Annotated in this window: 28 protein-coding genes; 9 read left to right on the top strand and 19 right to left on the bottom strand. The window is 72.4% G+C overall.

Features of this window, described 5'->3' with window-relative positions:
* Nucleotides 1–34 precede the first annotated feature (34 nt).
* Genes GJR97_RS13515 through GJR97_RS13500 form a run of 4 tightly spaced genes read right to left on the bottom strand, consistent with a single transcriptional unit; the run spans nt 35 to nt 2,869 of the window.
* A complete protein-coding gene (locus GJR97_RS13515; RefSeq protein WP_154347299.1) occupies nt 35–394 on the bottom strand; it encodes an L-rhamnose mutarotase in 360 nt (119 codons plus the stop codon).
* Nucleotides 391–1,158 (bottom strand): SDR family NAD(P)-dependent oxidoreductase, encoded by a 768-nt coding sequence (locus tag GJR97_RS13510; RefSeq protein WP_154347297.1) that lies wholly within the window; start codon nt 1,156–1,158, stop codon nt 391–393. Before GJR97_RS13510 ends, GJR97_RS13515 begins: the two co-directional genes overlap by 4 nt.
* Entirely contained in the window at nt 1,155–2,009 is an 855-nt protein-coding gene (locus GJR97_RS13505) for a fumarylacetoacetate hydrolase family protein (RefSeq protein ID WP_154347295.1), read from the bottom strand. Before GJR97_RS13505 ends, GJR97_RS13510 begins: the two co-directional genes overlap by 4 nt.
* On the bottom strand, nt 2,006–2,869 hold the full coding sequence (locus GJR97_RS13500) for an amidohydrolase family protein (protein ID WP_154347293.1): 864 nt from the start codon (nt 2,867–2,869) through the stop codon (nt 2,006–2,008). The genes GJR97_RS13505 and GJR97_RS13500 overlap by 4 nt, the downstream gene beginning before the upstream one ends.
* A 65-nt stretch (nt 2,870–2,934) precedes the next feature.
* Between GJR97_RS13500 and GJR97_RS13495 the strand changes: the two genes are divergently transcribed.
* A complete protein-coding gene (locus GJR97_RS13495; protein ID WP_154347291.1) occupies nt 2,935–3,654 on the top strand; it encodes a FadR/GntR family transcriptional regulator in 720 nt (239 codons plus the stop codon).
* Between the two features lie 4 nt (nt 3,655–3,658).
* Here GJR97_RS13495 and GJR97_RS13490 read toward each other — a convergent pair whose 3' ends face one another.
* Entirely contained in the window at nt 3,659–4,630 is a 972-nt protein-coding gene (locus GJR97_RS13490; RefSeq protein ID WP_154347289.1) for an aldo/keto reductase, read from the bottom strand.
* Nucleotides 4,631–4,778: 148 nt separating this feature from the next.
* Here GJR97_RS13490 and GJR97_RS13485 point away from each other — a divergent pair, with 148 nt between their 5' ends.
* The 4 genes from GJR97_RS13485 to GJR97_RS13470 are packed head-to-tail and all read left to right on the top strand — an operon-like array spanning nt 4,779 to nt 8,156.
* Nucleotides 4,779–5,828 (top strand): zinc-dependent alcohol dehydrogenase, encoded by a 1,050-nt coding sequence (locus tag GJR97_RS13485; protein WP_154347287.1) that lies wholly within the window; start codon nt 4,779–4,781, stop codon nt 5,826–5,828.
* Complete coding sequence (locus GJR97_RS13480) at nt 5,825–6,583, top strand: SDR family oxidoreductase (RefSeq protein WP_154347285.1); 759 nt, start codon at nt 5,825–5,827, stop codon at nt 6,581–6,583. Before GJR97_RS13485 ends, GJR97_RS13480 begins: the two co-directional genes overlap by 4 nt.
* Complete coding sequence (eda, locus tag GJR97_RS13475; RefSeq protein ID WP_154347283.1) at nt 6,580–7,191, top strand: bifunctional 4-hydroxy-2-oxoglutarate aldolase/2-dehydro-3-deoxy-phosphogluconate aldolase; 612 nt, start codon at nt 6,580–6,582, stop codon at nt 7,189–7,191. The genes GJR97_RS13480 and eda overlap by 4 nt, the downstream gene beginning before the upstream one ends.
* A complete protein-coding gene (locus GJR97_RS13470; RefSeq protein WP_154347281.1) occupies nt 7,188–8,156 on the top strand; it encodes a sugar kinase in 969 nt (322 codons plus the stop codon). The genes eda and GJR97_RS13470 overlap by 4 nt, the downstream gene beginning before the upstream one ends.
* A gap of 46 nt (nt 8,157–8,202) precedes the next feature.
* Here the strand turns inward: GJR97_RS13470 and GJR97_RS13465 are convergent, their stop codons facing one another.
* From GJR97_RS13465 to GJR97_RS13415, 11 genes are read right to left on the bottom strand one after another with little or no spacing between them, the layout of a single operon-like run.
* On the bottom strand, nt 8,203–9,705 hold the full coding sequence (locus GJR97_RS13465; RefSeq protein ID WP_154347279.1) for an aldehyde dehydrogenase family protein: 1,503 nt from the start codon (nt 9,703–9,705) through the stop codon (nt 8,203–8,205).
* 31 nt (nt 9,706–9,736) lie between these two features.
* Nucleotides 9,737–10,903 carry a fumarylacetoacetate hydrolase family protein gene (locus tag GJR97_RS13460; RefSeq protein ID WP_154347277.1) on the bottom strand — a complete coding sequence of 389 codons (1,167 nt, stop codon included), beginning with the start codon at nt 10,901–10,903 and terminating at the stop codon, nt 9,737–9,739.
* A 41-nt stretch (nt 10,904–10,944) separates the two neighbouring features.
* Nucleotides 10,945–11,727, bottom strand: coding sequence for an enoyl-CoA hydratase/isomerase family protein (locus GJR97_RS13455; protein ID WP_229276285.1), 783 nt, complete (start codon nt 11,725–11,727; stop codon nt 10,945–10,947).
* A complete protein-coding gene (locus GJR97_RS13450) occupies nt 11,724–12,866 on the bottom strand; it encodes a type 2 periplasmic-binding domain-containing protein (RefSeq protein WP_154347275.1) in 1,143 nt (380 codons plus the stop codon). The genes GJR97_RS13455 and GJR97_RS13450 overlap by 4 nt, the downstream gene beginning before the upstream one ends.
* On the bottom strand, nt 12,866–14,098 hold the full coding sequence (locus tag GJR97_RS13445) for a CaiB/BaiF CoA transferase family protein (protein ID WP_324613484.1): 1,233 nt from the start codon (nt 14,096–14,098) through the stop codon (nt 12,866–12,868). The genes GJR97_RS13450 and GJR97_RS13445 overlap by 1 nt, the downstream gene beginning before the upstream one ends.
* Nucleotides 14,095–15,198, bottom strand: a complete 1,104-nt coding sequence (locus GJR97_RS13440; protein WP_154347273.1) for a Gfo/Idh/MocA family protein — start codon at nt 15,196–15,198, stop codon at nt 14,095–14,097. The genes GJR97_RS13445 and GJR97_RS13440 overlap by 4 nt, the downstream gene beginning before the upstream one ends.
* A complete protein-coding gene (locus GJR97_RS13435; RefSeq protein WP_154347271.1) occupies nt 15,195–16,157 on the bottom strand; it encodes an MBL fold metallo-hydrolase in 963 nt (320 codons plus the stop codon). Before GJR97_RS13435 ends, GJR97_RS13440 begins: the two co-directional genes overlap by 4 nt.
* A 19-nt stretch (nt 16,158–16,176) precedes the next feature.
* On the bottom strand, nt 16,177–17,328 hold the full coding sequence (locus tag GJR97_RS13430; RefSeq protein WP_154347269.1) for a mandelate racemase/muconate lactonizing enzyme family protein: 1,152 nt from the start codon (nt 17,326–17,328) through the stop codon (nt 16,177–16,179).
* Nucleotides 17,329–17,336: 8 nt separating this feature from the next.
* Nucleotides 17,337–18,242, bottom strand: a complete 906-nt coding sequence (locus GJR97_RS13425) for a carbohydrate ABC transporter permease (protein ID WP_324613483.1) — start codon at nt 18,240–18,242, stop codon at nt 17,337–17,339.
* Nucleotides 18,235–19,179 carry a carbohydrate ABC transporter permease gene (locus GJR97_RS13420; RefSeq protein WP_229276284.1) on the bottom strand — a complete coding sequence of 315 codons (945 nt, stop codon included), beginning with the start codon at nt 19,177–19,179 and terminating at the stop codon, nt 18,235–18,237. Before GJR97_RS13420 ends, GJR97_RS13425 begins: the two co-directional genes overlap by 8 nt.
* Nucleotide 19,180: 1 nt before the next feature.
* Nucleotides 19,181–20,551 (bottom strand): ABC transporter substrate-binding protein, encoded by a 1,371-nt coding sequence (locus GJR97_RS13415; RefSeq protein WP_195760719.1) that lies wholly within the window; start codon nt 20,549–20,551, stop codon nt 19,181–19,183.
* Between the two features lie 139 nt (nt 20,552–20,690).
* On the opposite strand from GJR97_RS13415, the gene GJR97_RS13410 reads away from it, so the two are divergent.
* Nucleotides 20,691–21,446 (top strand): FadR/GntR family transcriptional regulator, encoded by a 756-nt coding sequence (locus GJR97_RS13410; protein ID WP_154347265.1) that lies wholly within the window; start codon nt 20,691–20,693, stop codon nt 21,444–21,446.
* A gap of 37 nt (nt 21,447–21,483) precedes the next feature.
* Here the strand turns inward: GJR97_RS13410 and GJR97_RS13405 are convergent, their stop codons facing one another.
* A complete protein-coding gene (locus GJR97_RS13405; protein WP_195760718.1) occupies nt 21,484–21,939 on the bottom strand; it encodes a recombinase family protein in 456 nt (151 codons plus the stop codon).
* A gap of 244 nt (nt 21,940–22,183) precedes the next feature.
* Between GJR97_RS13405 and GJR97_RS13400 the strand changes: the two genes are divergently transcribed.
* Nucleotides 22,184–23,017 (top strand): alpha/beta fold hydrolase, encoded by an 834-nt coding sequence (locus GJR97_RS13400; RefSeq protein WP_129233484.1) that lies wholly within the window; start codon nt 22,184–22,186, stop codon nt 23,015–23,017.
* Between the two features lie 69 nt (nt 23,018–23,086).
* On the opposite strand, the gene GJR97_RS13395 is transcribed toward GJR97_RS13400, so the two are convergent.
* Both GJR97_RS13395 and GJR97_RS13390 read right to left on the bottom strand, forming a co-directional pair.
* Nucleotides 23,087–23,404 (bottom strand): ArsR/SmtB family transcription factor, encoded by a 318-nt coding sequence (locus GJR97_RS13395; RefSeq protein ID WP_129233485.1) that lies wholly within the window; start codon nt 23,402–23,404, stop codon nt 23,087–23,089.
* On the bottom strand, nt 23,401–23,904 hold the full coding sequence (locus tag GJR97_RS13390; protein ID WP_229276283.1) for an SRPBCC domain-containing protein: 504 nt from the start codon (nt 23,902–23,904) through the stop codon (nt 23,401–23,403). The genes GJR97_RS13395 and GJR97_RS13390 overlap by 4 nt, the downstream gene beginning before the upstream one ends.
* Before the next feature lie 195 nt (nt 23,905–24,099).
* Between GJR97_RS13390 and GJR97_RS13385 the strand changes: the two genes are divergently transcribed.
* Both GJR97_RS13385 and GJR97_RS13380 read left to right on the top strand, forming a co-directional pair.
* Nucleotides 24,100–24,771: a superoxide dismutase family protein gene (locus GJR97_RS13385; RefSeq protein WP_154347259.1), complete on the top strand. Its 672-nt coding sequence runs from the start codon at nt 24,100–24,102 to the stop codon at nt 24,769–24,771.
* Nucleotides 24,772–24,973: 202 nt separating this feature from the next.
* Nucleotides 24,974–25,915 (top strand): DUF1254 domain-containing protein, encoded by a 942-nt coding sequence (locus tag GJR97_RS13380; protein WP_154347258.1) that lies wholly within the window; start codon nt 24,974–24,976, stop codon nt 25,913–25,915.
* The last annotated feature ends 71 nt before the right edge of the window (nt 25,916–25,986 follow it).

Raw genomic sequence — 25,986 nt, 5'->3', positions numbered from 1 at the left:
GCGGGGCGTCGGCCCCGCGGCATCCGGCCGACCCTCAGTCCAGGTGGAAGATCTCCGGGATCTCCATCCACCACTCCCCCTCCGCGCGCTCCGCGAACGGCCGTTGCAGCGGCTCGCAGACCGACCACCACTCCTGCGTCGTGGGATCGGCCGCGATCGCGGCCATGTCGGCCTCGAGGTCGTCCCCGACGTACTCCATGTAGGCGAAGAGCACCTCGCCGTGGCGGAAGATCGAGTAGTTGCGGATGTTGCTGAGCGCGAGGCGCTCCAGCACCTTCGGCCAGACGGCGGCGTGCAGGCGCTCGTACTCCGCGCGGTTCGCCGCGGGCAGGCCGATCACCGACGCGAGGCGACGCACGCGCGTCTCGCCGACGATGCGCTCCTCGCGGCTCATGCGCGCGCCCCCGCCGCGCGGGCCCGGACGTGAGAGACGCCGCCGTCGACCTCGAGCGCGGTGCCCGTGGTCGAACCCGAACGCGGGCTGGCGAGGTAGGCGATCGCCCCGGCGACCTCCTCGGGCGTGACCATGCGGCCCGTGGCCTGGCGGGCGTCGAGTGCGGCGCGCTCGGCGACGGGGTCCGCGAAGCCCTGGAGCATCCGCTCGACGAACGGGGTCGACACCGTGCCGGGGCTGACGCAGTTGACGCGGACGCCCTCGCCCACGTGGTCGGTCGCCATCGCGTAGGTGAGCGCGAGGACGGCGCCCTTGGAGGCCGAGTAGAGCGCCCGCTGCGGCAGGCCGTTGAGCGCGGCGATCGAGCAGAGGTTGACGACGGATGCCGCCTCCGAGCGCCGCAGCCACGGCAGCGCCGCGGCGGTGACGCGCGCCATCCCGACGACGTTGACGTCGAGGACCCGCGACCACTCGGCGTCGTCGTTGTCCTCGACCGTGCCCACGGCGCTGATGCCGGCGTTGTTGACGACGACGTCGATGCCGCCGAGCCGCTCCGCGATCGCCGCGACGGCGTCGGCGACCGACGTGCGGTCGGAGACGTCGGCGGGGAAGCCGACGAGCGGCTCCGGCAGGCCCTCGATCGACCGGTCGAGCACGGCGACGCGCGCGCCGCGGGCGGCGAGCTCCTGCGCCGCGGCGAGGCCGATGCCCGAGGCGCCGCCGGTCACGACCGCGACGAGCCCGTCGAACTCCGCGGCGCTCATGCCTGCACCATCCGCTGGCCGGCGCGGCCGAGGCCGTCGATCTCGAGCTCGACGGTGTCGCCGTCGCGCAGGTACGGGGTGCCCGGGAGGCCGAGTGCGACGCCCGCGGGGGTGCCGGTGTTGATGACGTCGCCCGGCTGGAGCACCATGAACTGGCTGAGGTACCAGATCACGTGGGCGACGGAGAAGAGCATGTTCTCGGTCGAGCCGTCCTGGCGCAGCTCGCCGTTGACCCAGAGCCGCAGCCCGAGCCGCTGGGGGTCGTCGACCCGGGCCGCGGGCACGAGGTCGGGACCGAACGGATTGAACGTCTCGCAGCTCTTGCCCTTGTCCCACTGGCCGCCGCGCTCGAGCTGGAACTCGCGTTCGGAGACGTCGTGCGAGACCGCGTAGCCCGCGACGTGCGCGAGCGCGTCCTCGGGCGAGTCGAGGTAGCGCGCGGTCTGCCCGATGACGACGCCCAGCTCGACCTCCCAGTCGGTCTTCGTCGAGTTCCGCGGGATCAGCACGTCGTCGTTGGGGCCGACGAGCGTGTACGGGTCCTTCATGAAGATCACCGGCTCTGCGGGCAGCGCGGCCCCGGTCTCCTCCGCGTGGTCGCGGTAGTTCAGGCCGATGCACACGATCTTGCCGGGGCGGGCGATGGGCGCGCCCACGCGCGCGGTGTCGCCGTCGAACTCGGGGAGCGTGTCGAGCGCCGCGCCGAGGCGCGCGATGCCGTCGCCGGCGAAGAACGCCCCGTCGTAGTCGGCCGTGACGCCTCGGGCGTCGAGCACGCGGTCGCCGACGCGCACGACGGGCACCTCCTCGCCGGGGGCGCCCAGTCGGGCGAGGGTGAAGCTGTCGGTCATCGTGTGCCTTCCGTGTCGGGGAGCGAGTAGAACCGGCGTGCCGTGCCGGCGAGGATGAGGTCCCGCTCGCGCGGGTCGAGGTCGGCGAGCAGGGCCTCGATGCCCGCGAACACCCGCTCGTAGCCGCCCGCGATGAGCGAGACGGGCCAGTCGCCGCCGTACATGAGCCGTTCGGGGCCGAACACGTCGAGCGCGTGCTCGAACGCGGGGCGCACGGTCTCGACGGTCCAGTCGGCGGGGTCGCCCACGGCCGAGTAGAGGCCCGAGACCTTCGCGTGCACGCGCGGGTTCTCGGCGACGCGCGCGATGAGCGAGGCCCACGGCTCCAGGTCGCCGGCGCCGATCGGCGGCTTGTTCAGGTGGTCGAGCACGAGGTCGAGCTCGGGATGCCGTCGGGAGACCTCGAGCACCGCCTCGAGGTGCTCGGGCAGCACGCCCACGACGTCGAACGGAACGCCCGCGGCCTCGAGCACGCCGAGGCCGGCGTCGACGTCGTCGCGCAGCAGCCAGCGCGGGTCGGGCCGGTCGTGGATGAGGTTGCGGATGCCGCGGAAGAGGGGCCGACTGCGCAGTTCCTCGAGTCGCTCCGCCGCGCGCTCCGGCTCGTGCAGGGGCACGTAGCCGACCACGCCGACGACGAGCGGCTCGCCGGCCGCGACCTCGAACATGAGGTCGGTGTCCTCGTCGTTGTCGGCGGACTGCACGAGCACGGTGCCGGTCACGCCCGTCGCGGCGATGGACGGGAGCACCTCGTCCATGCCGATCGACCGGTACAGCACGCCGGCCTCGGGCGTCAGCCAGCTGTAGCGCGCCCGGTCGAGGTCCCAGACGTGTTGGTGGGTGTCGATGATTGCGCTCATGCCGCCTCCCTGCGGGTCATGGTGAAAGGTCTGATGACTTCGAGCGCAGCACCTATGCTGAGCCCATGGGATCGCGTTCGAACGTCGTCATCGACGGAATCCGCCAGATGATCACGAGCGGCGAGCTCGTCGCCGGCTCCCGGCTGCCCGTCGAGCGCGAGCTCGGCGCCAGGCTCGGCGTCTCGCGCGGGCCGCTGCGCGAGGGCGTCCGTGCACTCGTCGTGCTCGGGGTGCTCGAGACCAGGCAGGGCGACGGCACCTACGTCACCTCGCTCGAACCCGGACAGCTCCTCGAGCCGCTCGGCATGCTCGCCGAGCTCCAGAGCCCCGAGAACAGCGTGCACCTGCTCGCCGTGCGGCGCGTGCTCGAGCCCGAGGCCGCGGCGCACGCGGCGCTGCGCATCTCCGACGACGAGCTCGCCGAGGCGCGCCGGATCCTCGAGCGCGGCGAGGCGATCCTCTCGGTCGGGGACGACGTCGACCTCGAGGCGACGATCGACGTCGACACCGAGTTCCATCGCCTGATCGCGACCGCGAGCGGCAACCCCGCGTTCGCCGCGATCATCGACGCGCTCGTCGGCCGGACGGCCCGCGCTCGGCTCTGGCGCGCCATCCACCAGCACGGTGCGGTGCACGACACCCAGCGAGAGCACCGCGCCATCCTCGACGCGCTCGAGGCGCACGACCCCGACCGGGCGCGCATCCGCATGAGCGTCCACGTACTCGGCGTCGAGGATTACACCGAGCGGCACGTCGACGAGCAGCCCGTCGACGACGTCGACTGACGACTCACGCATCGCGCACCAGCCCCCGTCGGGAGAGCGCCCGCCAGAACTCCTCGGGGATCTCCGCGCGGTACCGGTCGGCGGTGCTCGCCACCTGGTCGGCCGTGCGCATGCCCACCACGACCGAGACGACGGCCGGATGGCGCAGCGGGAACGCCACGGCGGCGTCGGGCAGCGACAGGCCGAACTCCTCGCAGACGTCGGCGATCGCGTTCGCCCGCGCGAGCACGTCGGCCGGCGCCGGACCGTAGTCGTAGGTGGCGTCGGCGGCCGGGCGCGGCTTCGAGAGCAGCCCGGAGTTGTAGACGGCCGCGGCCACGATGCCGACGCCGCGCTCGAGCGCGAGCGGGAGCAGGTCGTCGAGCGCGCCCTGCTCGAGCAGGGTGTACCGCCCGGCGAGCATGATCAGGTCCACGTCGTGGCGGCGCACGAACTCGGTGGGCATCGCCGACTGGTTCATGCCGGCGCCGATCGCACCGACGACCCCCTCGTCGCGCAGTTCGATCAGCGCGGGGATCGCCTCGGCGTGCGCCTGCGAGCCGTGGTCGTCGGGGTCGTGGAGGTAGGCGATGTCGATCCGGTCGAGGCCGAGTCGCTCGAGGCTCTCGTCGACCGATCGGCGGATGCCGTCGCGGCTGAGGTCCCACTCGCGTCGGAGGGTCGCCGGCACGGCGAAGCCGCCGTCGTCCATGGTGCCCTCGGGGGAGCCGCTCGGGACGAGCAGTCGTCCGACCTTCGTGGACAGCACGAACTCGTCGCGGGGGCGGTCGCGCAGTGCCTCGCCGAGCCGTCGCTCGGAGAGCCCGAGGCCGTAGTGGGGCGCGGTGTCGAAGTAGCGGATGCCTGCAGCCCAGGCCGCATCGACGGCCGCCCGCGCCTCGTCGTCGCCCGTCGGCCGGTACAGGTTGCCGAGCTGCGCGGCGCCGAACCCGAGTTCGGTGAGGGCAGCGCCGGACCTCAGGGTGCGACTCAACATCGAGGGACCTCCATGGGGCGACATGACTCCGTAAAGGTTAGATGATTTGGTGTCGATATTCCATTTCTCTGTCACAATGGTGGGGAGCACGACGCAAAGGTCTCCTCAATTCCTCGCGTCGAACCACGGACATCCGCTTGGAGGATCAATGCTGACCGCCGCGTACACGGGCGACTCGACCATCACCGTCTCGGAGGCGGAACCCCGACCGCCGGCCCCGGGGCAGGTGCAGATCCGCGTCGCCTACGTCGGCCTCTGCGGCACCGACCTGCACATCCTCCACGGCAGCATGGACGCCCGCGTCCGGACCCCGCTGGTGTTCGGCCACGAGATGAGCGGGACCATCGCCGCGCTCGGCGAGGGCGTCACCGGATGGGATCTCGGCGATGCCGTCACCGTCATGCCGCTCGCGTGGGACGGCACATGCCCCGCCTGCCTCGCGGGCAACGAGCACATCTGCCAGAACCTCGACTTCATCGGCATCGACTCGCCCGGCGCCCTGCAGGCGGTCTGGAACGTGCCCGCCGACGTGCTCGTCGCACTCCCCCACGGCATCGCGCTCGACGCCGCCGCCCTCGTCGAGCCCGTCGCGGTCGCCGTGCACGACGTCCGCCGTTCCGAGATCGCGATCGGCGAGAAGGCCGTCGTGATCGGCGGCGGGCCCATCGGCGTGCTCATCGCGACCGTCGCGCGCGCCTTCGGCGCCGAGGTCGCCGTGATCGAGCTCGACGCGAACCGCCGCGCGCAGATCGCGGGCCTCGGTTTCGCCACGCTCGACCCCCGCGAGGTCGACCAGGTCGCCTGGGTCGAGGAGTGGACCGGCGGTGCCGGAGCGGACGTCGTCTTCGAGGTCTCCGGCGCCGCGGCCGCGGTGCTCGGCGCGACCTCGTTGGCCAAGGTCCGCGGCACGCTCGTCGTCGTCGCCATCCACCCCCGGCCGCGCGAGATCGACCTGCAGCGCGTCTTCTGGCGCGAGCTCCGGATCCTCGGCGCGCGCGTCTACCAGCGCACCGACTTCGAGAAGGCCGTCGAGCTCGTCGCCGACGGCACCATCCCGAGCGACCTCCTCATCACGAAGGTCGTGCCGCTCGCCGAGACGCGGGCGGCGTTCGACGACCTCGAGGGCGGTCGCGCCATGAAGGTGCTGGTCGACGTGCAGGCGGGCCAGGAGACGACCGGCGAGGAGGCCGCGGCATGAGCGTCAGCTTCGACCTCACCGGGACCACCGCACTCGTCACGGGCGCCAAGCGCGGCATCGGCTTCGCGATGGCCGAGGCGCTCGCCGCCGCGGGCGCCGACATCATCGCCGTGAGCGCGAGCCTCGAGGCCGAGGGCAGCGCCATCGGCGCAGCCGTCGCTGCGCACGGGCGGACCTTCGAGGCGCACGCGGTCGACTTCGCCGACCGCGACGCCGTACTGGCGTTCGGCGAGTCGCTCCGCGGCCGCCGGATCGACATCCTCGTCAACAACGCCGGCACCATCGCGAGGGCGCCCGCGGCGGAGCATCCGCTCGAACTCTGGGATCGCGTCCTCGAGGTGAACCTGTCGAGCCAGTTCGTGCTCACCCAGGCCGTCGCCCAGGGGATGCTCGAGCGCGGTCGCGGGAAGGTGATCTTCACTGCGAGCCTGCTGAGCTTCCAGGGCGGCATCAACGTGCCCGGGTACACGGCGGCGAAGTCCGGCATCGCCGGGCTCGTCAAGGCGCTCGCGAACGAGTGGACCGCGAAGGGCGTCACCGTCAACGGCGTCGCACCGGGCTACATCGCGACCGACAACACGCAGGCCCTCCGCGACGACCCCGATCGCTCGAAGGCGATCCTCGAGCGGATCCCCGCCGGCCGCTGGGGCCGCGCCGACGACATCGCGGGCGCCACGGTGTTCCTCGCCTCCCCCGCCGCCGACTACGTGTCGGGCATCGTCATCCCCGTCGACGGCGGGTGGCTCGGCCGATGACCCTCCACGGCCAGCGGTTCGTCCCGGTCATCGTGCTCGACCACGCGGCCCGGGCGGTGCCGGTCGCCGAGGCGCTGCAGCGCGGCGGCATCCGCTGCGCCGAGATCACGCTCCGCACCACGGCGGGCATCGACGCGATCGCCGCGCTCCGCGACCTGCCCGATTTCACGGTCGGGGCCGGCACCGTGCTCACCCCCGACGACGTGGACCGCGTCGTCGACGCCGGTGCGCGGTTCGTGGTGAGCCCCGGGCTCGCGGACGACGTCGTCGAGCGCGCGCTCGCCCGCGGCGTCGACGTCGTCCCGGGCGTCGCGACCGCGACGGAGGTCCAGCGCGCCGTCCGGCTCGGCCTGACCCGCCTGAAGCTCTTCCCCGCGGCCCAGCTCGGCGGGCTCGGGCTGATCCGAGCGCTCGCCGGGCCGTTCCCCGACGTGCGGTTCCTGCCGAGCGGCGGCGTGAACCCTGCGAACGCCGCGGACTACCTCGCCGACCCGAACGTCTTCGCGGTGAGCGGAAGCTGGATGGCGACCCGCGACCTGATCGCGGCGGGCGACGTCGCGGCCATCGAGCGGCTGAGCCGCGAGGCCGTCGCGGCGGTGACGCGATGAGCACCGGCGACCGCGGCACGCGGGGCGTGCTGACCCTCGGCGAGGGCCTCGGCGTCCTCCGCACGCGCGGGCTCGGCTCGCTCGCCCACGAGACCGACCTCGTCGTCGGCACGGGCGGCGCCGAGGGCAACGTCGCGATCGGCCTCGCCCGACTCGGCACCGCGGTCACCTGGCTCGGCCGCGTCGGCGACGACGGACTCGGCACGCGGGTCGCGCGCGAGCTGCGCGCCGAGGGCGTCACCGTCGTCGCCCCGCTCGACGCTGCGGCCACCGGGCTGCTGATCAAGGAGACCCCCGCACCGGGGCGCACGCTCGTGACCTACCACCGCGCCGGCAGCGCCGGCAGCCGGCTCTCGCCCGCCGACCTCGACCTCGTCGACATCGGCGCGTTCGACCTACTGCACGTGACCGGCATCACCCCGGCACTCTCGGCGACGGCGCACGCGGCGATCGACGCGGCGGTCGATCGCGCCCGCGCCGCCGGGGTGCCCGTCTCGTTCGACGTGAACCACCGCAGTTCGCTCTGGGCCGACCCGGCCGACGCCGCGGCCGTGTACCGATCCCTCGCGGCCCGGGCCGACCTCGTGTTCGCGGGCGTCGACGAGGCCGAGTTGCTGGCCGGACTCGCCGGGGCCCCCGCCGACGACCTCGCGCGCGCGATCGCGGGGCTCGGGCCGTCCGAGGTCGTCGTCAAGCTCGGCGAGGACGGCGCGATCGCCTTCGCCGACGGCGCAGCTCACGAGCGCGCGGCCGTGCCGGTGCGCGTCGTCGACACCGTCGGCGCGGGCGACGCGTTCGTCGCCGGATACCTCGCCGCGCGCCTCGCGGGCGAGGATCTCGACGGGCGGCTCGACCTCGCGGTCCGCACCGGGGCCGCCGCGTGCACGCACCCGGGCGACTGGGAGGGCTTCCCCACGCGCCGCGACCTCGAGCGCGACCTCGGCGCGGACCCCGTGCAGCGCTGACGGCACGCCGGACGCGCCAGGCACTCCGGACGCGACCGGACTGCGGTCAGCCCAGCTGCAGCACCCCGTCGACCCGCCGCGGGATCCCCTCGTAGCCGTCGCGGAGCTCGGCAGGAAGCAGTGCCTCCGGCGCGTCCTGCCATGCCAGCGGCCGGAGGAAGCGGCGGATGGCGCTCACCCCGACGGACGTGTGCTGCGAGTTCGTCGCCGGCCACGGTCCGCCGTGGTGCTGGCCCCACGAGACGCGCACGCCCGTCGGGTAGCCGTCGAACACGAGACGTCCGACGCGCGGCGAGAGCTCGCGCACGAGCGAGGCGACGGCGGCGGCCTCGGATGCCTCGCTGTGGATCGTCGCGGTCAGGGAGTCGGGCACGGCGTCGAGCGCCCGCACGACCTGGGCGTCGTCGTCGTAGCGCACGAGCACGATGAGCGGCCCGAACGCCTCCTCGGTCGCTTCGGCCGTCAATGCGGCGGCGGACGTCACGAGCACGGTCGGCGCGGCCGTGAAGCCGGCGTCGCCCGCCGCACCCCTGGCCAGGAGTTCGACGGCGCCGTCCGCGACCAGCCGGTCGCGGATCTCGTCGAACGACGTGGCGATGCGTCCGTTGAGCAGCACCGTGGCCGCGGCATCCGTCGCCCTCGCCGCGATGCGCGCAACGAGCGCATCGCCCGCGTCGCCGGTCGGCACGAACGCCACCCCCGGCTTGGTGCAGAACTGACCGCTCCCGAGCGTGAACGAGCCGTAGAGCCCGTCGGCGATCGCGTCGCCGCGCGCGGCGGCGGCGGCGGGGGTGACCACGAGCGGGTTGAGGCTCGAGAGCTCGCCGTAGAACGGGATCGGTCGCGGCCTCGCATCGATGAGCTCCATGAGCGCGCGGCCGCCGTGCAGCGAACCGGTGAAGCCGACGGCCTGCACGTGCGGGTTCGAGACGAGCACCCGGCCCGCCTCGGTGCCGTACACGATGCCGATGAGCCCGTCGGGCGCGCCGTACGCCGCGGCGGCGTCGCGCAGCACGGCGTGCGAGGCCCGCGACGTCTCGAGGTGCGACGAGTGCGCCTTCAGCACGACCGCGTTGCCCGCGGCGAGCGCCGACGCGGTGTCTCCGCCGGCGACCGAGAACGCGAACGGGAAGTTGCTCGAGCCGAACACGGCGACCGTGCCGAGCGGCACGAGCATGCGCCGGATCTCGGGCTGCGGGCCGAGCGGGGTCGTGCCGGCGTGGTCGATCGTCGCCTCGAGGACACCGCCGTCGCGGAGCGCCTCGGCGAACATCCGGAACTGGAAGCTCGAGCGACCCACCTCGCCGGTGAGCCGCGGCAGGCCGAGCCCGGTCTCCCGGTCGGCGACGGCGGCGAGGTCGTCGCGGTTCGCGTCGAGCGCGTCCGCGAGCGCGTCCAGCAGGTCGGCCCGCCAGAGGCGGTCGTGGGCGGATGCCGCCGCGAACGCGGCATCCGCCGCCCGGATCACGGCATCGGCCTCGTCGGGCGTGCAGGCGGCGATGCCGGTCGGCCGGGTCTCGCCGGTGCGGGGGTTCGTGCTGGTGAGCATGGTGTCTCCGGGGTCGGGATGGTGCGCGGTGTCAGAGCAGTCCGCGCGCGGACAGCGATCGGTAGAGGGCGTCGATCCCGAACGTCCACGGCTCGGCGGCGTCCGTCGAGCGCACGCGGTTCACGAGCGCGCCGAGGCGCGGCTCCGCGATGCGCACGAGGTCGCCGTCACGGTGCGTGAACCCGCGGCCGGGCACGTCGCGGTCGTCGACCGGTGCGAACATCGTGCCGAGGTAGAGCACGAAGCCGTCCGGGTACCGGTGGTGGGCGCCGACGACCTGGCCGACGAGGTCGACCGGGTCGCGGCTGATGCGGGCGAGCTCGCTCGTGCCGTCGAGGCGATACCCCTCCTCGCCCTCGATCGAGAGCCGCACGACCGACGCGCGCAGGTCGTCGATGCCGTAGCCGTCGTCGAACAGGCGGATGAACGGGCCGAGCGACGCCGACGCGTTGTTGTCCTTCGCCTTGCCGAGGAGCAGGGCGCTCCGACCCTCGACGTCGCGCAGGTTGACGTCGTTGCCGAGGCTCGCGCCCACGATGCGACCCGTCGAGCTCACGACGAGGACGACCTCCGGCTCGGGGTTGTTCCACTGCGAGGCGGGGTGCACGCCCACGTCGACGCACGGTCCGACGGTCGCGAGCACCGGCGCCTTGGTGAAGACCTCGGCGTCGGGACCGATGCCGACCTCGAGGTACTGGCTCCACCAGCCGCGCTCGATGAGCAGCGCCTTGAGGGCGGCCGCCTCCTCGGAGCCGGGCTTCAGCGTGTCGAGCGAGCCGCCGATGGTGCCGAGGATCTCGGCGCGGATGGCGGCGGCCGCGTCCTGGTCTCCGCGCGCGCGCTCCTCGATGACGCGCTCGAGCATCGAGACGGGGAACGTCACGCCCGCGGCCTTGACGACGTGGAGGTCGATCGGCGAGAGCAGCCACGGCCGCACGGGGTCGCGGGTCTCGGGCGGCGTGTTCGCGACGAGGTCGTCGAGGCTGCCGAGCACGGGGCCGTCGGCATCGGCGAGCGCGGCGACCGGATCGGCGCGCTCGGTGAGCGAGCGCATCGTCGGGAACGCGCGCGAGACGTCGACGACGCCCTCGGGGCGGAGCACGACGACGCTCGGGCCGCCCGCGGTCCAGGCGCGGCCGACGAGGGTCGCGCGGTCGGCGTCTTCGGGCAGGATGCCGCGGGCATCGGGCCAGGTCATGGTGGGGCTCCTCATGGGTCCGGTCGATTCGATCGGGCGCCTCAGCGCCGGTGGAAGACGCCCGCGCGCTTCTCGGCGAAGGCCGCCCGGCCCTCGTGCGCGTCGGCGGTGGCGAAGGTGACGGTCTGCAGGTCGCGCTCGTAGCGCATGGCCTCGTCCTGGGTCATGTTGAAGGCCGCGCGCAGGTTCGCCTTCGCGGTCTCGGCCGCGATCGGCGGTCGCGAGGCGATCACCCGAGCGAGCTCCATCGCGCGGGCCACGAGCCGCTCGGGCTCGACGAGCTCGCTCACGAGGCCCCAGCGCAGCGCGGTCTCGGCGTCGATCGGGTCGCCGGTCATGAGCATGACCGCCGCGTTCGACGGGCCGATCGAGTGCGCGAGGAATGTGGACATGCCGCCGCCGCCGATCCAGCCGAGCTTGATCTCGGGCGCCGCGAAGCTCGCGGTCGTCGAGGCGAGGCGGATGTCGCAGATGAGCGACGTCTCGAGCCCGCCGCCGAACGCGTATCCGTTGATCGCGGCGATCACGGGCTTGCGTGCGTCGCGGATCGCGTCGCAGTAGTCCGTGCGGTTCCGGAACTCCCACGGCGTGGCGTAGGTGTCGAGGGTGCGGATGTCGGAGCCGGCGCAGAACGCCCGCTCCCCCGCCCCGGTGATGACGATCGCGCGGATCTCGTCCGCGGCATCCGCCCATTCGACGACCTCGACGAGCGCGTACGACATCTCGGGCGTGACCGAGTTGAGCTTCTCGGGCCGGTCGATGGTGATGATCGCGACGTGGCCGTCGACCTCGAGGCGGATGTTCGGGCTGGCGGGCTCCATCATCTGACGGTGCTCCTTTCGCGGGCGAGGGCGTCGAAGCCGCGGTCGAGGTCGGCGAGCGCGGCATCCGCCGGACCGCCCTCCAGGAGCGCGCGTCGCACGATCGCCGAGGCGGCGGACTGGAAGGGGATGTACCCGGGCACGCGCGGGCGCACCCACGCGTCGTCGATCGTCGCGAGCGTCGACCGGTAGAAGTCGGCGGATGCCGCGTTCACCGCGTCGTCGGTCCAGGCGCTCCGCAGTCCGGGCTGCCCCGCGTGCTCGGGGATGGACGTGCGCTGCGCGACGGGGTCGAGCAGCCCCGCGAGGTGCGCGAGGAGCGCCTGATCGGGTTCGGAGCGCGTCGAGAGCGCGATGCCGGTGCCGCCGATCGTGGAGCCGCGGCGTCTGCCCGAGCTCGCGGCGGGCGCGTCGTCGAACGCGAGTGCGCCGGGACCGGAGGCGTAGGTCACGTACCCGTAGACGAGCGGGACGTACGCGATGTCGCGCTCGCGTCGCATCCGCTCGAGCAGGGCGATGGGGTTGAGGTCGGCGGCGCGCTCGGGCATGCGCGCGGCGAGCTCGGCCATGATGCCGAGCGCCTGCGCGCCGACGGCGCGGTCGACGAGTCCGGAGCCCGGCTCGACGGCGGGCTCGCCGCCGAGCGCGACGCAGGTCGACGCGAACGTCAGGAACGCGTGCGGACCCGCGAGGCTCAGCGCGACCGGGGCCGTCGTCGAGAGCTCGAGCACCTCCGCCCACGTCTCCGGCGCGACCGGCACGAGCTCGGGGACCCGCACCGCGACCTGCGTCGCCGCGTCGAGCGGGAGCGCCCAGAGCCGGCCGTCCAGCGTGTACGACGCGGCGCTCGGCCCGACCGCGCCCACGCGGACCGCGTCGAGGAACTCCGGCGCGAACCACTCGTCGAGCGGCCGGATCGCCCCCGCCTCGAGCGCGTCACCGAGGTGCGGGTGGTCGAGCACGATGACGTCGTAGCGCGCCGCGAGGTCCTCGATCGGGCTGGACTCGAAGCCCTCGAGGGGGTGCACGTCCCAGGCGATGAGCGGTGCGCCCGCGGCATCCGTCGCCGTCTCGGCGGCCCGCTCGAGCGCCAGCCGACCTCGCGGGTGGTCCCACGTGAGGCCCCGGTAGCGGGCGGGCATCACGCGCTCGCGGCGACCGGCGCCGCCTCGGTCGCGGTCGCACGAGCCGCGCCCGACGCCAGCAGCGCATCGACGGCGGCGTCGTCGAAGCCCGCCTCGAGGAGGATCTCGCGCGTGTGCTCGCCGACGAGCGGCGCACCGCGGTAGACCTGCGGCGGCGTCGCCGAGAAGCGGTACGGGAAGCCCGGCGTCTTCACGTGCCCCTCGGTCGGATGGTCGTACTCGACGAACGTGCCGTTGTGCGCGACCTGCGGGTCGTCCACGAGCTCCTGGTAGCCGTACACCGGTCCGATCCACATGCCGGCGGCGCCGAGGGTCTCGATCCAGTAGCCGGCCGGCTTCTCGCGGAGCTTCGCCGCGGTGCGCTCGTGGATCTCGTCGCGCCGGGTCCAGCCCTCGACCTCGCTCCGCCACCCCTCGAACACCGGCTCGTCGATGAGGCGGCCGAGCTCGTGCAGGTCGGCGAACGCGAGCGCGACGAACCCGTCGCTCGTCTCGAACACCCCGTAGGGGGCGCGGATGTAGACGTGCGCGTGCGGCTCGGCCGAGCGCTCCTGGGTCTTGCGGCCCACGGTGAACACCGAGAGCTCCTGCATCTGCAGCGTCGTCAGCGCATCGAGCATGTTGACCGTGACGAGCTGGCCCTCGCCCGTGCGCTCGCGGTGCAGCAGCGCGGCGAGCACGCCCTCGAACGCGGTCGACGCGGTCACGGCGTCGGCGAGGTACTGGCCGGCGGGCGACGGCTCGTCGCCGTGGCGGCCGGCCGAGAGCATCGCGCCCGACATCGCCTGCAGCAGCAGGTCCTGGCCCGGGCGATCGCGATACGGGCCGTCCTCGCCGTAGCCCGAGATCGACACGTAGACGATCGACGGGTTGATCGCGCGGAGCGACTCGTAGTCGACGCCGAGACGTCCGGCGACGCCCGGGCGGTAGTTCTGCAGGAAGACGTCGGCCCCCGCGACGAGCTCGCGGAGCGCGGCCCGGCCCTCCTCGCTCTTGAGGTCGAGCGCGACCGAGCGCTTGTTGCGGTTCAGCGACAGGAACGACACGTTGATCTCGTTGCCCGTCGCACCGCCGGCCGCGGCGTGGCGCTGCCACTCGCCCGTGGTCGGCTCGACCTTGATCACGTCGGCGCCGAGGTCGCCGAGTCGTTGGGCGGCGAAGGGCCCTGCCATGGCGATGGAGCAGTCGAGCACGCGGTAGCCCGCGAGCACTCCGGGGTTCTGGGTCACGCGGACTCCTCGTGGGTGCTGGCGCCGCCCGTGAGGGCGGCATCGTCGTGGACGGCGACCTCGGCCCCGCCGGCGGCGGCGCTCCGCAGCATCGCGTCGATGAGCTCGACGGAGCGCGCGGCGACGTCGGCGTCCGAGTTGTTCTCGGTGCTCGCGCCGGTGATGAGGTCGATGAAGCGGTTGGGCGGCACGATGCACTCGTACGCGCCCGCGCCGGGCTCGATGTCGAGGTCCCACTGCTGCCCGTCGTAGCGGTGCAGGGAGACGCGCTCGCGCTCGGTGTCGAGCAGCAGCACGCCCTCGGTGCCGAAGATGCGGAGGTCGACCTGGTACGGGTTGCCGTCGGGCAGGGTGGCCGCGCCCGAGAGCGATCCGAGGGCGCCACCGTCGAAGGTGATCACGGCGGCGTCGAACAGGTCGACCGCAGCGCCGCCGGTCGAGACCTTGGCCATGACGGATGCCGCGCGCAACTCGCTCAGCCAGAACAGCAGGGCGCTCGAGTGCGTGACCTGTCCGTGCGCGTATCCGCCGCCCCGCGCGGGCGACTGCCAGGTGCGCGGGTCGGGGCCGCTCGTCTTCGAGTCCCAGAGGGAGCGGATGTGGTTCGTGTCGCCCGCGAAGAGCCCTCGCGTCGGCGAGGCCATGTGGCAGAGCACGTGCTGGATGTCGCCGAGGTGGCCGGCCTCCACGAGGCGCTTCGCCTCGACCGTGAAGGGCGTGTAGTTCCAGCCGTAGGGGGCGAGGAAGTGCACGCCCGCCTCTCGCACCCGGTCGGCGAGGTCCCAGCCCTGCTCGGCCGTCAGCGTCACGGGCTTCTCGACGAGCACGTGCAGCCCTCGCTCGATCGCCGCGACCGCCTGCGGGTGGTGCAGGTCGTGCGGGGTCGTGATCACGACGGCGTCGAGGTCCTGGTCCAGGAGTTCGTCGTAGTCGTTCGTCGCCATGCCGAAGCCGAACTGCTCGCGCACGTCGTCGAGCTCGGGTCCGATGCCGCACACGCCGACGAGGTCGACGTCGTCGCGGCCCGCGAAGATCGGGAAGTGGTTGCTCGTCGCCCACCAGCCGGCGCCCACGGCGCCGAGGCGCACCCGCGCCGTCATCGGACGAGGCTCCAGCGACGGCGGCCCGCGGCATCCGTCTGCTCGCGCACGACGCCGCGCGCGGCGAGGCGCTCGAGGTTGCCCGTCACGGGGAAGACGGCGTAGTCGAGCGCGCCGGCCGTCCACGGGCCGAGCTCGGAGCCCGCCGCGCGGACCAGCTCGAGCGTGGTGCGCGGGGTGTCGGCGGCCTCCAGCACGTCGAAGAGCACCTCGTCGATGCGCTCGGTGTACGCCTCGCTCTCGTCGAGGAACGCCCGGACTCCCGCGCCCTCGTAGACGGGGTAGTGCGCCGTGAGCAGCAGGTCGGCGTCGAGCTCGCGGAAGTGCCGGAGGCTCGCCACGTACGGCTCGACATCCCGGTACGTCGGCGGGAAGGCGGCGCTGCCGTCGGCGTACGGCACGGTCGTGCCGAGGGTCGCGTCGCCGATCATGAGCGCACGGTTCGCCGGATCGTGCACCGCGACGTGGCCGGGGCTGTGCCCGGGCACGTGGAGCACCCGGACGCTCCGACCGCCGAGGTCGAACTCCTCGCCTCCGGCGAGCCGCCGGTCGACGGGAACCAGGTCGGAGACGCTGCGCAGGTACGCCGTCGTCTCGGGCGGGTCGTCGAAGCCGTCGGTGTCGCGGAACTCGCCGTAGCGCACGTCGATCAGCCGCTGCACGTCCTCGACCAGTTCGGTGTCGAGCTCGTGCGCCAGGATCTCGACCGACGGGATCGCGGCCTTCAGCGCGCCGTTGCCGCCCGTATGGTCGAAGTCGCAGTGCGTGTTCACCGCCCACCGCAGCATCTCGCGCGGGATGCCGGCCCCGTCGAGGTACGGCAGCAGCGTCTCGGTGATGCTCTCGCGGACACCCGTGTCCACGAGCAGTGCGGCGTTCTCGCCGACCAGCAGGTAGAGCGCCACGAAGCGCTCGCCGAGCGGCGCCTGGACGCGGTGCAGGCCTGGCCTGATCTCCATCCGGATCTCCCGTTCCCTCTCAGCGCTCGACGCCGTCGAGCACGACGCGCAGTCCGGCGCGCACGGGGCGCATGTGCGGCCCGGCCGGGTTCGCCCAGCCGTCGCCGTTGCGCGCGCCCGCGATCGCCACCTCGTCGACGCGGATGCCGGCTCCCGGCGCGTCGCTCAGGACGATGCCGCCGTCGGCGAACTCGTGGTCGACCAGCACGCCGTCGGCGAAGTCGACCGATTGGACCTCCGTCGTGAGGTGGTTCGGCACCGCCGTCATGACGTGCGCGACCGCCGGGTTGGCGTTGTAGCCGACCGGACTGATCGGCAGGTCGCGCGCCGCAGCGGCGAGCGCGAGGCGGTGCATGTGGCTGACGCCCCAGATGGCGCCCGCCTGCACGACGTCGGGTGCGCCGGCCTCGAAGAGCGGCCGGAACTGGTCGACGCCGGTGAGGTTCTCGCCGGTCGCGACGGCCGCGCGGATCGCGGTGCTGAGGCGCGCGTGACCCGCTGCATCCCAGCGGCGGAGGGGCTCCTCGACCCACAGCAGGTCGACGTGCTCCTCGAGCGCGCTGACGTAGCGGACGGCCTGCTTGACCTGCCAGGACTCGTTCGCGTCGAGCATGAGGCCTGGCCGCGACGTGTTCGCCGCGAGGGCGTCGGACAGGATCCCGAGGCGGCGCAGGTCGGCGTCGAAGTCGAGCCCGCCCTTGAGCTTGCCCGCGACGAAGCCGCGAGCGGCGAACTCCGCGTAGAAGGCCGCGAGCTCCTCGTCTCCGAGCGCGATGTCGAGTCCCGATGCATAGCCGGGCACGAACCTGTCGCGCCCGCCGAGCAGGCGCCAGAGCGGCTCGCCCGCGGCCTTCGCCTTGATGTCCCACAGCGCCGCGTCGAGCGTGGCGACGCCGCCGTAGGTGGCACCGGCGTGGCCGGACTTGAACACCTGCGCGAGCATGCGGTCGAAGAGCGCCGCGACGCCTCGCGGGTCCTCGCCCTCGAGGGCGGGGAACAGCCGCGCGAGGTCGGCGTGCGATCCGATGCCGACGCCCTCGATGCCGGCATCCGTCTCGACGACGACGATGGGCACCTCGGTGACGGCTTCGACGATGTGGCCGTTGACGTCGCCGATGGCGCGCCGCCAGTGCTGCTGGGCGGTGAGGGTGCGGTACCCGGTGATCTTCATGGGATCCCCTACTCCTTCGTCCCGCCGGCCGTCATGCCCTCGACGAGGAATCGCTGGGCGAACAGGAAGATCAGCAGGATCGGCGCGACCGAGAGGAGGGTCGCGAGGGCCAGCGTCGGCAGTTGGATGACGATGCTCGAGGCGGTCGTCGGGTTGAACGCGGGCACGTTCGAGAGCAGGTTGGCGAGGCCCACCTGCACCGGGATCTTCTGCCCGCCGACGACGAGGAACGGCAGGAAGTAGTTGTTCCAGTTGGCCACGAAGCTGAAGAAGCCGACGAGCGCGATGACCGGCGTCGCGAGCGGCATCGCCACCTGGGCGAACACCCGCAGCTCCCCGGCGCCGTCGATGCGCGCCGCGTTCAGCAGGTCGCGCGAGACCGCGGTCGAGAAGTAGATGTAGGTGAGGTAGACGCCGAACGGGAAGAACGAGAACGGCAGGATCACCGCGAGCGGGCTGCCGATCAGGCGCACGGCGCTGAGCTCGAGGAAGATCGGGAGCACGAGCGCCGTGTTCGGGATCAGCATGACCACGAGCGTCGTCACGAGGAGCAGCCTGCGGCCCTTGAACTCGATGAGCGCGAGGGCATACCCCGCCGGGATGCTGACGATCAGCGTGATCGCGAGCGCGGCGAACGAGTAGAACGCCGAGTTGCCGAGCCAGACGGCGAACACGCCGCTCCCGAACGCGAACAGCTCGTTCCAGTTGGCGACCAGCTGCTCGAACGAGCCGAAGGCGAACGGGCCGTCGAGCAGCAGTTCGGAGTTCGTCTTCGTCGGTGCGAGCACGAGCCAGATGATGGGCAGGATGAAGAAGGCGGCGAAGGTGAGGAGCAGGACGGCCACGAAGGCGCGACCGATCCACTGTCCGGGGGTGAGTGCGCGCCGCCGGCGGCGCACGGCGAGGTCAGTCACGTTCGAACAGCCTTCCGCGGAAGATGAAGATGGTGGAGAGGCCGAGCGCCACGACGAGGAGCATGACCGAGATCGCGGCGGAGCCCGAGAAGTCGCCCTGGCGGAAGGCGTACAGGTAGGCGAGCTGGTTCAGCGAGTAGTCCTCGGGGACCACGTTCTTCGTCGCCTGCGCGAGGATCTTCGGCTCGACGAAGAGCTGGGTGCCCGCGGCAAGCGACATGATGCCCATGTAGCTGATCCACTTGGTCAGCATGGGCAGCTGGATGTGCCAGGCCACCTGGAGCGCGCCGGCGCCGTCGATGCGCGCGGCCTCCATGATGTCGGCGCTGATGTTGTTGAGCGCCCCGTACATGATGACGATCCATCCGCCGGCGCCGGCCCAGAAGGCGATGACCGTGAAGACCACGGGGAGGTTGCCGACCGCAACCACGTTGACGAGCGACTCGTAGCCCATGGAGCGCAGCAGCGCGGAGACGGGGCTGACCGACGGGTCGAGCACGAACAGCCAGAGCAGCACGCTCGAGGCGCCCGCGATGGCGCCCGGGATGTAGAAGAGGAAGCGCGCGGTGTCGCCGAGCCAGCGGACCCGGATGCTGTGCACCACGATCGCGAGGATCACGACGAGCACGATCAGGCTGACGAGCCAGAACACGACGTACAGTGCGACGTGGCCGACGGCGGGGAGGAACCGGTAGTCGTTGAAGACCCGGACGAAGTTGTCGAACCCGACGAACACGCCGTTGCGGGTGAAGGAGAGGAAGAGCGCGTAGAGCGTGGGCAGCAGGCCGAACGCCACGAGGAGGAGCGTGTAGCCGCTGACGAAGACGTACCCGAAGCGCGACTGGCCGGCGTTCGACCGGCTCGCGCGCCGGCGCTCCGGCCGGCGCCGACCCGAGGGGACGACGCCGGCAGGAGCCGGAGGTGCGGTGACGGTCACGTTACTCGACCGTGTATCCGTTGACGGTGGCCTCGTTCTCGAGCTCCGTCTGCCAGGCGGGGAGGAGGGAGACGACCGTCTCACCCTCGGCCATGCCGGGGATGACGACCTTGGCCCACGCGGTCTCGGGGCTCCACGGGGTCACGTTCCAGCCGCTCCAGATCTGGCCCGCGGCATCCGACATGACGGTCTCGAAGTCGTCGTTGACGAAGTAGCCGGCCTCGGCCTGCTTGTCGAGCCACTTCTCGGCGGCCGACGTATAGGCGGGGTATCCCGAGGAGGCCTCGACCTGGAACTCGTCGGCGCTGGTCACGAACTCGAGGAACGTCGCGACCGCGTCGAGGTTCGCGGAGTGGCGCGAGGCGTACCAGATGCCGCCGCCGACGTTGCCGGCCGCGACGTCGCCGCCCTCCCACTTCAGCGGAGGCGCGACGCCGATCTCGCCTGCGGGCGTCGCGAGGCCGCCCTGGAAGATCGCGCCGGTGTACCAGACCGGACCCGGCACGCCGACGAGCTTGTCGGCGTAGTTCGCGGCGAACTCGGCGCTGAAGAAGCTGTCCTGCACGAGCGTGCCGTTCTCCAGCATCCCGTCGATGATCGCCGAGATGTCCTGGGCGTTCTCGGCCGACGTGTCGGAGTGGAACACGCCGGGCTCGGGCGACTGGAAGACGGGCGACTCGGAACCGCCGTAGTAGATGTAGGTCATGAAGCTGTCGCCCATGCTGCCCAGGATGTACCCGGGGTGCTCGGCGGCGAGGGCGTCGCCGAGCTCGGCGTACTCCTCCCACGTCGAGGGCACGTCGTAGCCGAACTCGTCGAGGAGCTTCTGGTTGTAGTAGAAGACGGTCTGCGCGAGGTCGTTGCGGAGGCCGTAGACGGTGCCGTCGATGGTGGCGTAGTCGAGCGATCCCTCGGCGAACCCGTCGAGGAAGTCCTGGTCGATGAGGCCCTCGTTGAGCGGTGCCGCGAAGCCGGGCTCGCCGTTCGGGGTGTCCTTCGACGCCCAGATGGCGTCGTTCTGCTGCGTCGAGAAGACGACGTCGGGCCAGCCGTCGCCGGCCTGGTCCATGAGCGAGATCTTGCTCTGGAACGAGCCGCTGCCGCCGGCGTTGCCGTCGTAGGTCTCGAGCACGACCTCGATGTCGGGGTACGCCTCCTGGAATGCGGTCACGGCGGGTTCGCGCGAGGCGTCGACCCAGACCGTGATGGGGCTGTCGGCGACCTGCTCCGCCGCGGCGAAGCCGTAGGTGTCGTCACCCCCGGCTTCGGCACCCGTGGAGCATGCGCTGAGGACGAGGAGTCCGGTGGCCGCGATGGCCCCGGTGGTGATCAGCCGAGTGGCTCGGCGTCGGAAGGACGAGTGCTGTGACATGTCGCGCATTCCTGTTCTGGTCGGCGTCTCTGACGACTGGGCACGCCCGGGGTGGGCTTGAAGCGATTACATCATACGTCTTACAAAGTCGCAAGGAAAGATCATAGGTGTGATCACTTTTCGCGGTTATGCTGTCGACATGTCCTTCGAGACCCGCGCCGACGCGGAGCGATCCGCCGCCTACCCGACGATCGCCGCGCGCCCGCGGACGCCACGCCTCGGCGTGACCGTCGTCGCCGACCTCGTCGACGCCATCGTGCGCGGCGACCTCGCGCCCGGCACCTCGCTGCCGCCCGAGGCCGTGCTCTGCGAGCAGTTCGGCGTGAGCCGCACCGTCATCCGCGAGTCCGTCAAGCGACTCGAGGAGAAGGGCCTCGTCACGGTCGCCCAGGGTCGCGGCACCCAGGTGCTCGGCGCCGAGTCGTGGAACATGGTCGACGCGACCGTGCTCTCGGCGCTCGTCGCGAACGACGCGACGCTCGGGATCCTCGACGACCTCAGCGTCGTGCGCGCCTCGCTCGAGGGCGTGATCGCCCGCGACGCGGCCGCGCGCAGGTCGCCGGAGGAGCTCGAGCGGCTCCGCGAGGCGCTCCAGCTCATGCGCGAGACCATCGAGGACGAACCGGCGTTCAACGCCGCGGACGTGGTCTTCCACGCGACCGTCGGCGAGATGAGCACGAACCGGCTCGCCGTCAACCTCGTGAACATCCTCTTCGGGCAGGCTCGCGAGAGCGCCCGCTTCCACCTGCACAGCCGCCTCGAGACCACCCTCGAGGAACACGAGCACGTGTTCGCCGCCATCGAGGCGGCCGATCCGGATGCCGCGGAGCGGGCGATGCGCTCCCACATCGCCGACGCGTGGGAACGCCGGCGTCCGCCGAGCCCGCGACGCTAGGGAGCGACGGCCGGCCAGGTCGACGCTCGCCGCGCGATCAGGCGCGCGCGTCCTCCAGGTGCGGCGCGCCCCGGCCGAGCACCTTCACCACGAGGTCGTGGCGACGCAACGTGCGGATGGTGCGGGCGACTTCCTCGGGCGACCGGCCGAGTGCGAGCTCGTTGACGACGACCAGCACGTCGCCGGCCCGCAGCGTGGCGAACAGGCGGCCGAGGCGCTGCTCCCACGTCTCGGGCATGTCGGGCGTGGGGTACCGGAAGTCGAGGATCTGAACGCCGAACCGCGTCAGCGCGGTGCGCTGTTCGAGGATCGGCGGCATGTCGTCGCGTGGCACCACGAGCCCGACGAGCCGCGATCCCTCGGGACGCGCCTTCCACCAGTCGTGGTTCTGCTGCAGCTCGACGAAGCACTCGGGGCAGCCGATCGCGTGATGCCCGGGCGTGTGCATGCCGCCGGAGGCATCCGTCGTGGCATCCACCTGCTGCTCACCCATGTCGATCACCCTCGTCGTCATCGTCAACGTTCGTTCCATTCTCGCCGACGCACGCTCCTTCGGCGTACGCCGACCCCCGATCGCCGCGCCGAACGCCGGACCAAGCCGCTTCGGACGCCGCACGTCCACCACGACTACGTGCCGTGCGTGGTTCGGCGTGCCTCCGCCTCGCAGGAGTGTGGATCCCGACGGCCGCGCCCATCCGGGCTGAGAACGCCGTCCCGGAGTGTGAGGAAGGTCCATCATGCACGCCACGAACCAGAAGTCCCGTCGTGGCCCGATCCGCGTCGCGATCGCCGTCGCGGCCGTCGCCGCCGCGACGGCGATCTCGGTCGCGATCCCAGCCGCGGCCGATGTCGCGCGCGCACCGTCCGAACCGAAGCCGACCATCGTGCTCGTCCACGGGGCGTTCGCCGACTCGTCGGGCTGGAACGACGTGACCGAGCGGCTGCAGAAGCGCGGATACACGGTGCTCGCCGCGTCCAACCCGCTGCGCGGGCTGATGGCGGATGCCGCGTACGTCCGCTCGATCCTCGAGAGCATCGAGGGCCCGATCGTGCTCGTCGGCCACTCGTACGGCGGCGCGGTCATCACGAACGCCGCGACCGGCCTCGAGCACGTCGAGGCGCTCGTCTACGTCGCGGCCTACGCGCTCGACGAGGGCGAGCGGCTGGTCGATGCCAACGCGCTGGGCGGCGGGCACACCGACCTCGCCGACCACATCGTGATCCGGCCGTACCCCGGCGCGCCCGAGGGCGACGCCGACGGCTACATCGACCCGGCGTACTTCCACGAGCTGTTCGCCGCCGACTTGCCCAGGAAGCAGACCGCGGTGATGGCCGCCTCGCAGCGCCCTGCGGCGCTGCAGGCGCTGTTCACCCCGTCGGGCGAGCCCGCGTGGGAGAGCATTCCGAGCTGGTACGTCGTCGCCTCGCAGGACCACACCATCCCTCCGGAGGCGGAGCGGGTCATGGCCGAGCGCGCCGGCGCGACGACGATCGAGCTCGACAGCTCGCACGTCGCGATGATGAGCCATCCGGGCGCGGTCGCCGACGTCATCCTCGACGCAGCGGGATGACCCGGCCGGCCGTACAGGAGGACGGGCCGCATCGGTCTGGCCGCCGGCGAGCGCCTGGTCGAGCGGGTCCTACAGTCCCTCGGCGATCTCCTTGATCGCGGCCAGGCGGCGGTCCCACTCGGCGCCGATGGCCTCGAGCCGGCGAGCGGTCTCGCCGAGCTGCGACCCGAGCACGCGGTAGCGCACCTCGCGGCCGACGCGGATCGGCTCGACGAGGCCGACCTCCTGCAGCACGGCCAGGTGCTTCGCGATGGCCTGCCTGGTGACGGGCAGGCGCCCGGCGAGGGCGGACGCCGACGCGTCCCCCTCGCCGAGTGCCGCCAGGATGCTCCACCGGGTCTCGTCGCCGAGTGCGGCGAACACCGGGACCAGCGTTCCCGTGGTCATGCGGCGCCCTCGAGCAGCGCGACGAGCTTGTCGAGCTCGCCGACCCAGCCCTTGGCGTGCTCGGCCATGTTCTTCGCGGGGTCGGAGGTGCGGTCGAACCCGGTCTCGACCACCGTGAGCTCGGTGCCGCCGCTCGCCGCATCCTCCGCGCCTCCTCCATCCGGCACGGGGTGGAGCGTGAAGGTGAACACCGTCGAGGTGGCCTCCTCGACCCGGCCGGGCAGGTGCCCGAGCGCGTCGTCGTTGCCCCAGCGGTACGTGACCGAGCGCGGGGCGTCGATCGCCTCGACCCGGATCGGCACGGCACCGTAGCCCTCGAAGGTCATCGTGCCCTCGGCGCCGACGCCGGCGCCGTCGAGCACCGTCCGCCCGAACCAGCGCGAGATGTGCTCGGGCTCGGTGACGGCGGCCCAGACCTTCTCGACGGGAGCGGCGATGCGGATGGTGCGTCGCACGGAGTACGTGCCCTCGTCGACGATGGAGGGCTGGTTGTCGGTCATGCTCACCATGATGGTTCCTCTCGAATCGAACTGCAACTCTAGAGTTGCACAGCGTGAGCCCCAAACGCAACCTTTCGGTTGCATTTCATCGCTGGAGGCCGCGGTCGCCCGCCTCCATCCCATCCGGATGCGGCCCCGCTCCGAATCCCCTGCACGGGCGCGGACCCGACGCCCGACGCTACGAGGGAGTACGACATGAGGAACGCACCACGCATCATCGTCGCCACGGCGGCGAGCATCGCCCTGGCACTCGGCGGCGCGACCGCCGCCTACGCCGGCCACGACGCCAACCCGTCGGAGAAGGTCGCGAGCTACAGCTACAGCCTGGACGCCGTGCAGCCCGCCGACGTGCCCGAGAGCCGTGCAAGCGGCACGACCCGGGTCAAGGCGCTGCCCAACGGCAAGCTGCAGGTCACCGTGGAGGCGTGGGGCCTTTCCCCGAACCTCCCCCACGCCATGCACCTCCACGGCGTGCCCGGGGACGCGACCGACATGGCCTGCCCCGGACCCGCGGCCGCCGGTCCCGACGGCGTCGTCACGGTCCTCGACGGCGCTCCGTTCTACGGCGGCATCCTGACCTCGCTCACCTCCACGGGCGACGTCTCGCCCGCGAGCGCCCTGGCGCTCGATCGGTTCGCGATGGCGGACGCGAACGGCTACCTGTACTACCAGCGCACGTTCACCGACATGCCGGGCTACACCGACGCGGGCACCGTGCAGGTGGTCGTGCACGGCATCGACTTCGACGGCAGCGGGTCGTACGCCTTCAACCCGGCCGACCCGTTCTCGAGCCGCTCGTCGTCGCTCGGCGCGGGCATCCCGCTCGAGGCGACGGTGCCGGTGCTCTGCGGCGGGGTCGCGAACTGATCGACCCGGCATGAGGGCCACGGATGCCGCGGGGAGGGGGATCCCCGCGGCATCCGTCTGCGCGGAGCAGCCGAGCCGACCCTCAGGTCGTCGACGCCGCGGACCGCAAGGCCTACCCGTCCCGCCGCATCCTTGCCAGACTGCACCCGAGCCCACCGGGCCGAGCCCGACGGGCGGAGCCCACCAGGCAGGGAGGTCGCCGATGCCGCGTCGCGTCACCAACCGGAACTTCACACGCGCGGAGTCCGCGCACCACTTCGCGGCGCAGGCGCGGCGAACGCCGGTGAACCGCTTCCACCACGAGCGCGAGCCGCTCGTCGAGTCGTCGACGGTCCGCCCCGATCCCGACGTGCTGCATTCGCACGCCGTCGTCGACGTGACCGAGCGCGCGACCGTGTCGGTCGCGCCATCCGACGAGTACCAGGCCGATGCGCTCATCGACGAGGCCCACTACGTGCTCGCGGTCGTCGGACCGGGCGAATCGGTGACGGTCGCGAACGCGGACCTCACCCGCGGCACGCACCTGTACGTGCTCGGGCGCACCGGCGTCGAGGGCGGGCTCCAGCGCGCCAACGAGCTGCAGGACGCCCGCCGGATCGACGCGGCGACGTCGTACCCGTACCGCGCGCGGTCCTACGACGACGCCTCGCGACGATCGGTCGCCGCGGGCCTCGTGCGACGCGCCGACGACGTCGACCTGACGATGGCGTTCGGCACCCGGCGCGACACGGATCGCGACGCGCACCGCGTCGGAACGGCCTTCGGCTGGGGCAGCCTTCCGGCCGAGCACGGCGTCTACTTCGAGGCGGCGGCGACGAGCAGCGGGTGCGATATCTGGACGTTCGAGCCGCCACCCGTCGATCCCGTCGGCGGCTCCTATTCCGTCCTGAAGTTCGACGAGGCGGGTCACCTCGATCCCGTCCGCTCGGGCTACGCCGGCCGCGACCTCATCAGGAACGGGGACGGCAGCATCAGCATCTGGTTCGGCGACGCGTCGTGCGCCGCGCGGCCGAACGTGATCCCGGCGGCGCCGGGCGAGCGATTCCGGTACGCGATGCGGATCCGACGACCGCTGGGGGTCGACCGGGCGCGCGCCTACGTCGGCGCGCTGCGCGCGCAGCGGCTCGAGACGGTGATCACCTGAGCGCTGCGGCGGGCAGCACAATAGCCGGTCAGGGCGCATTTCCCAACGACGCTCAGCGTTCGCTCCGCCCC

It is taken from the genome of Agromyces kandeliae (assembly GCF_009674665.1).
GTDB lineage: Bacteria > Actinomycetota > Actinomycetes > Actinomycetales > Microbacteriaceae > Agromyces > Agromyces kandeliae.
This window is presented reverse-complemented; position numbering and strand designations above follow the sequence as displayed.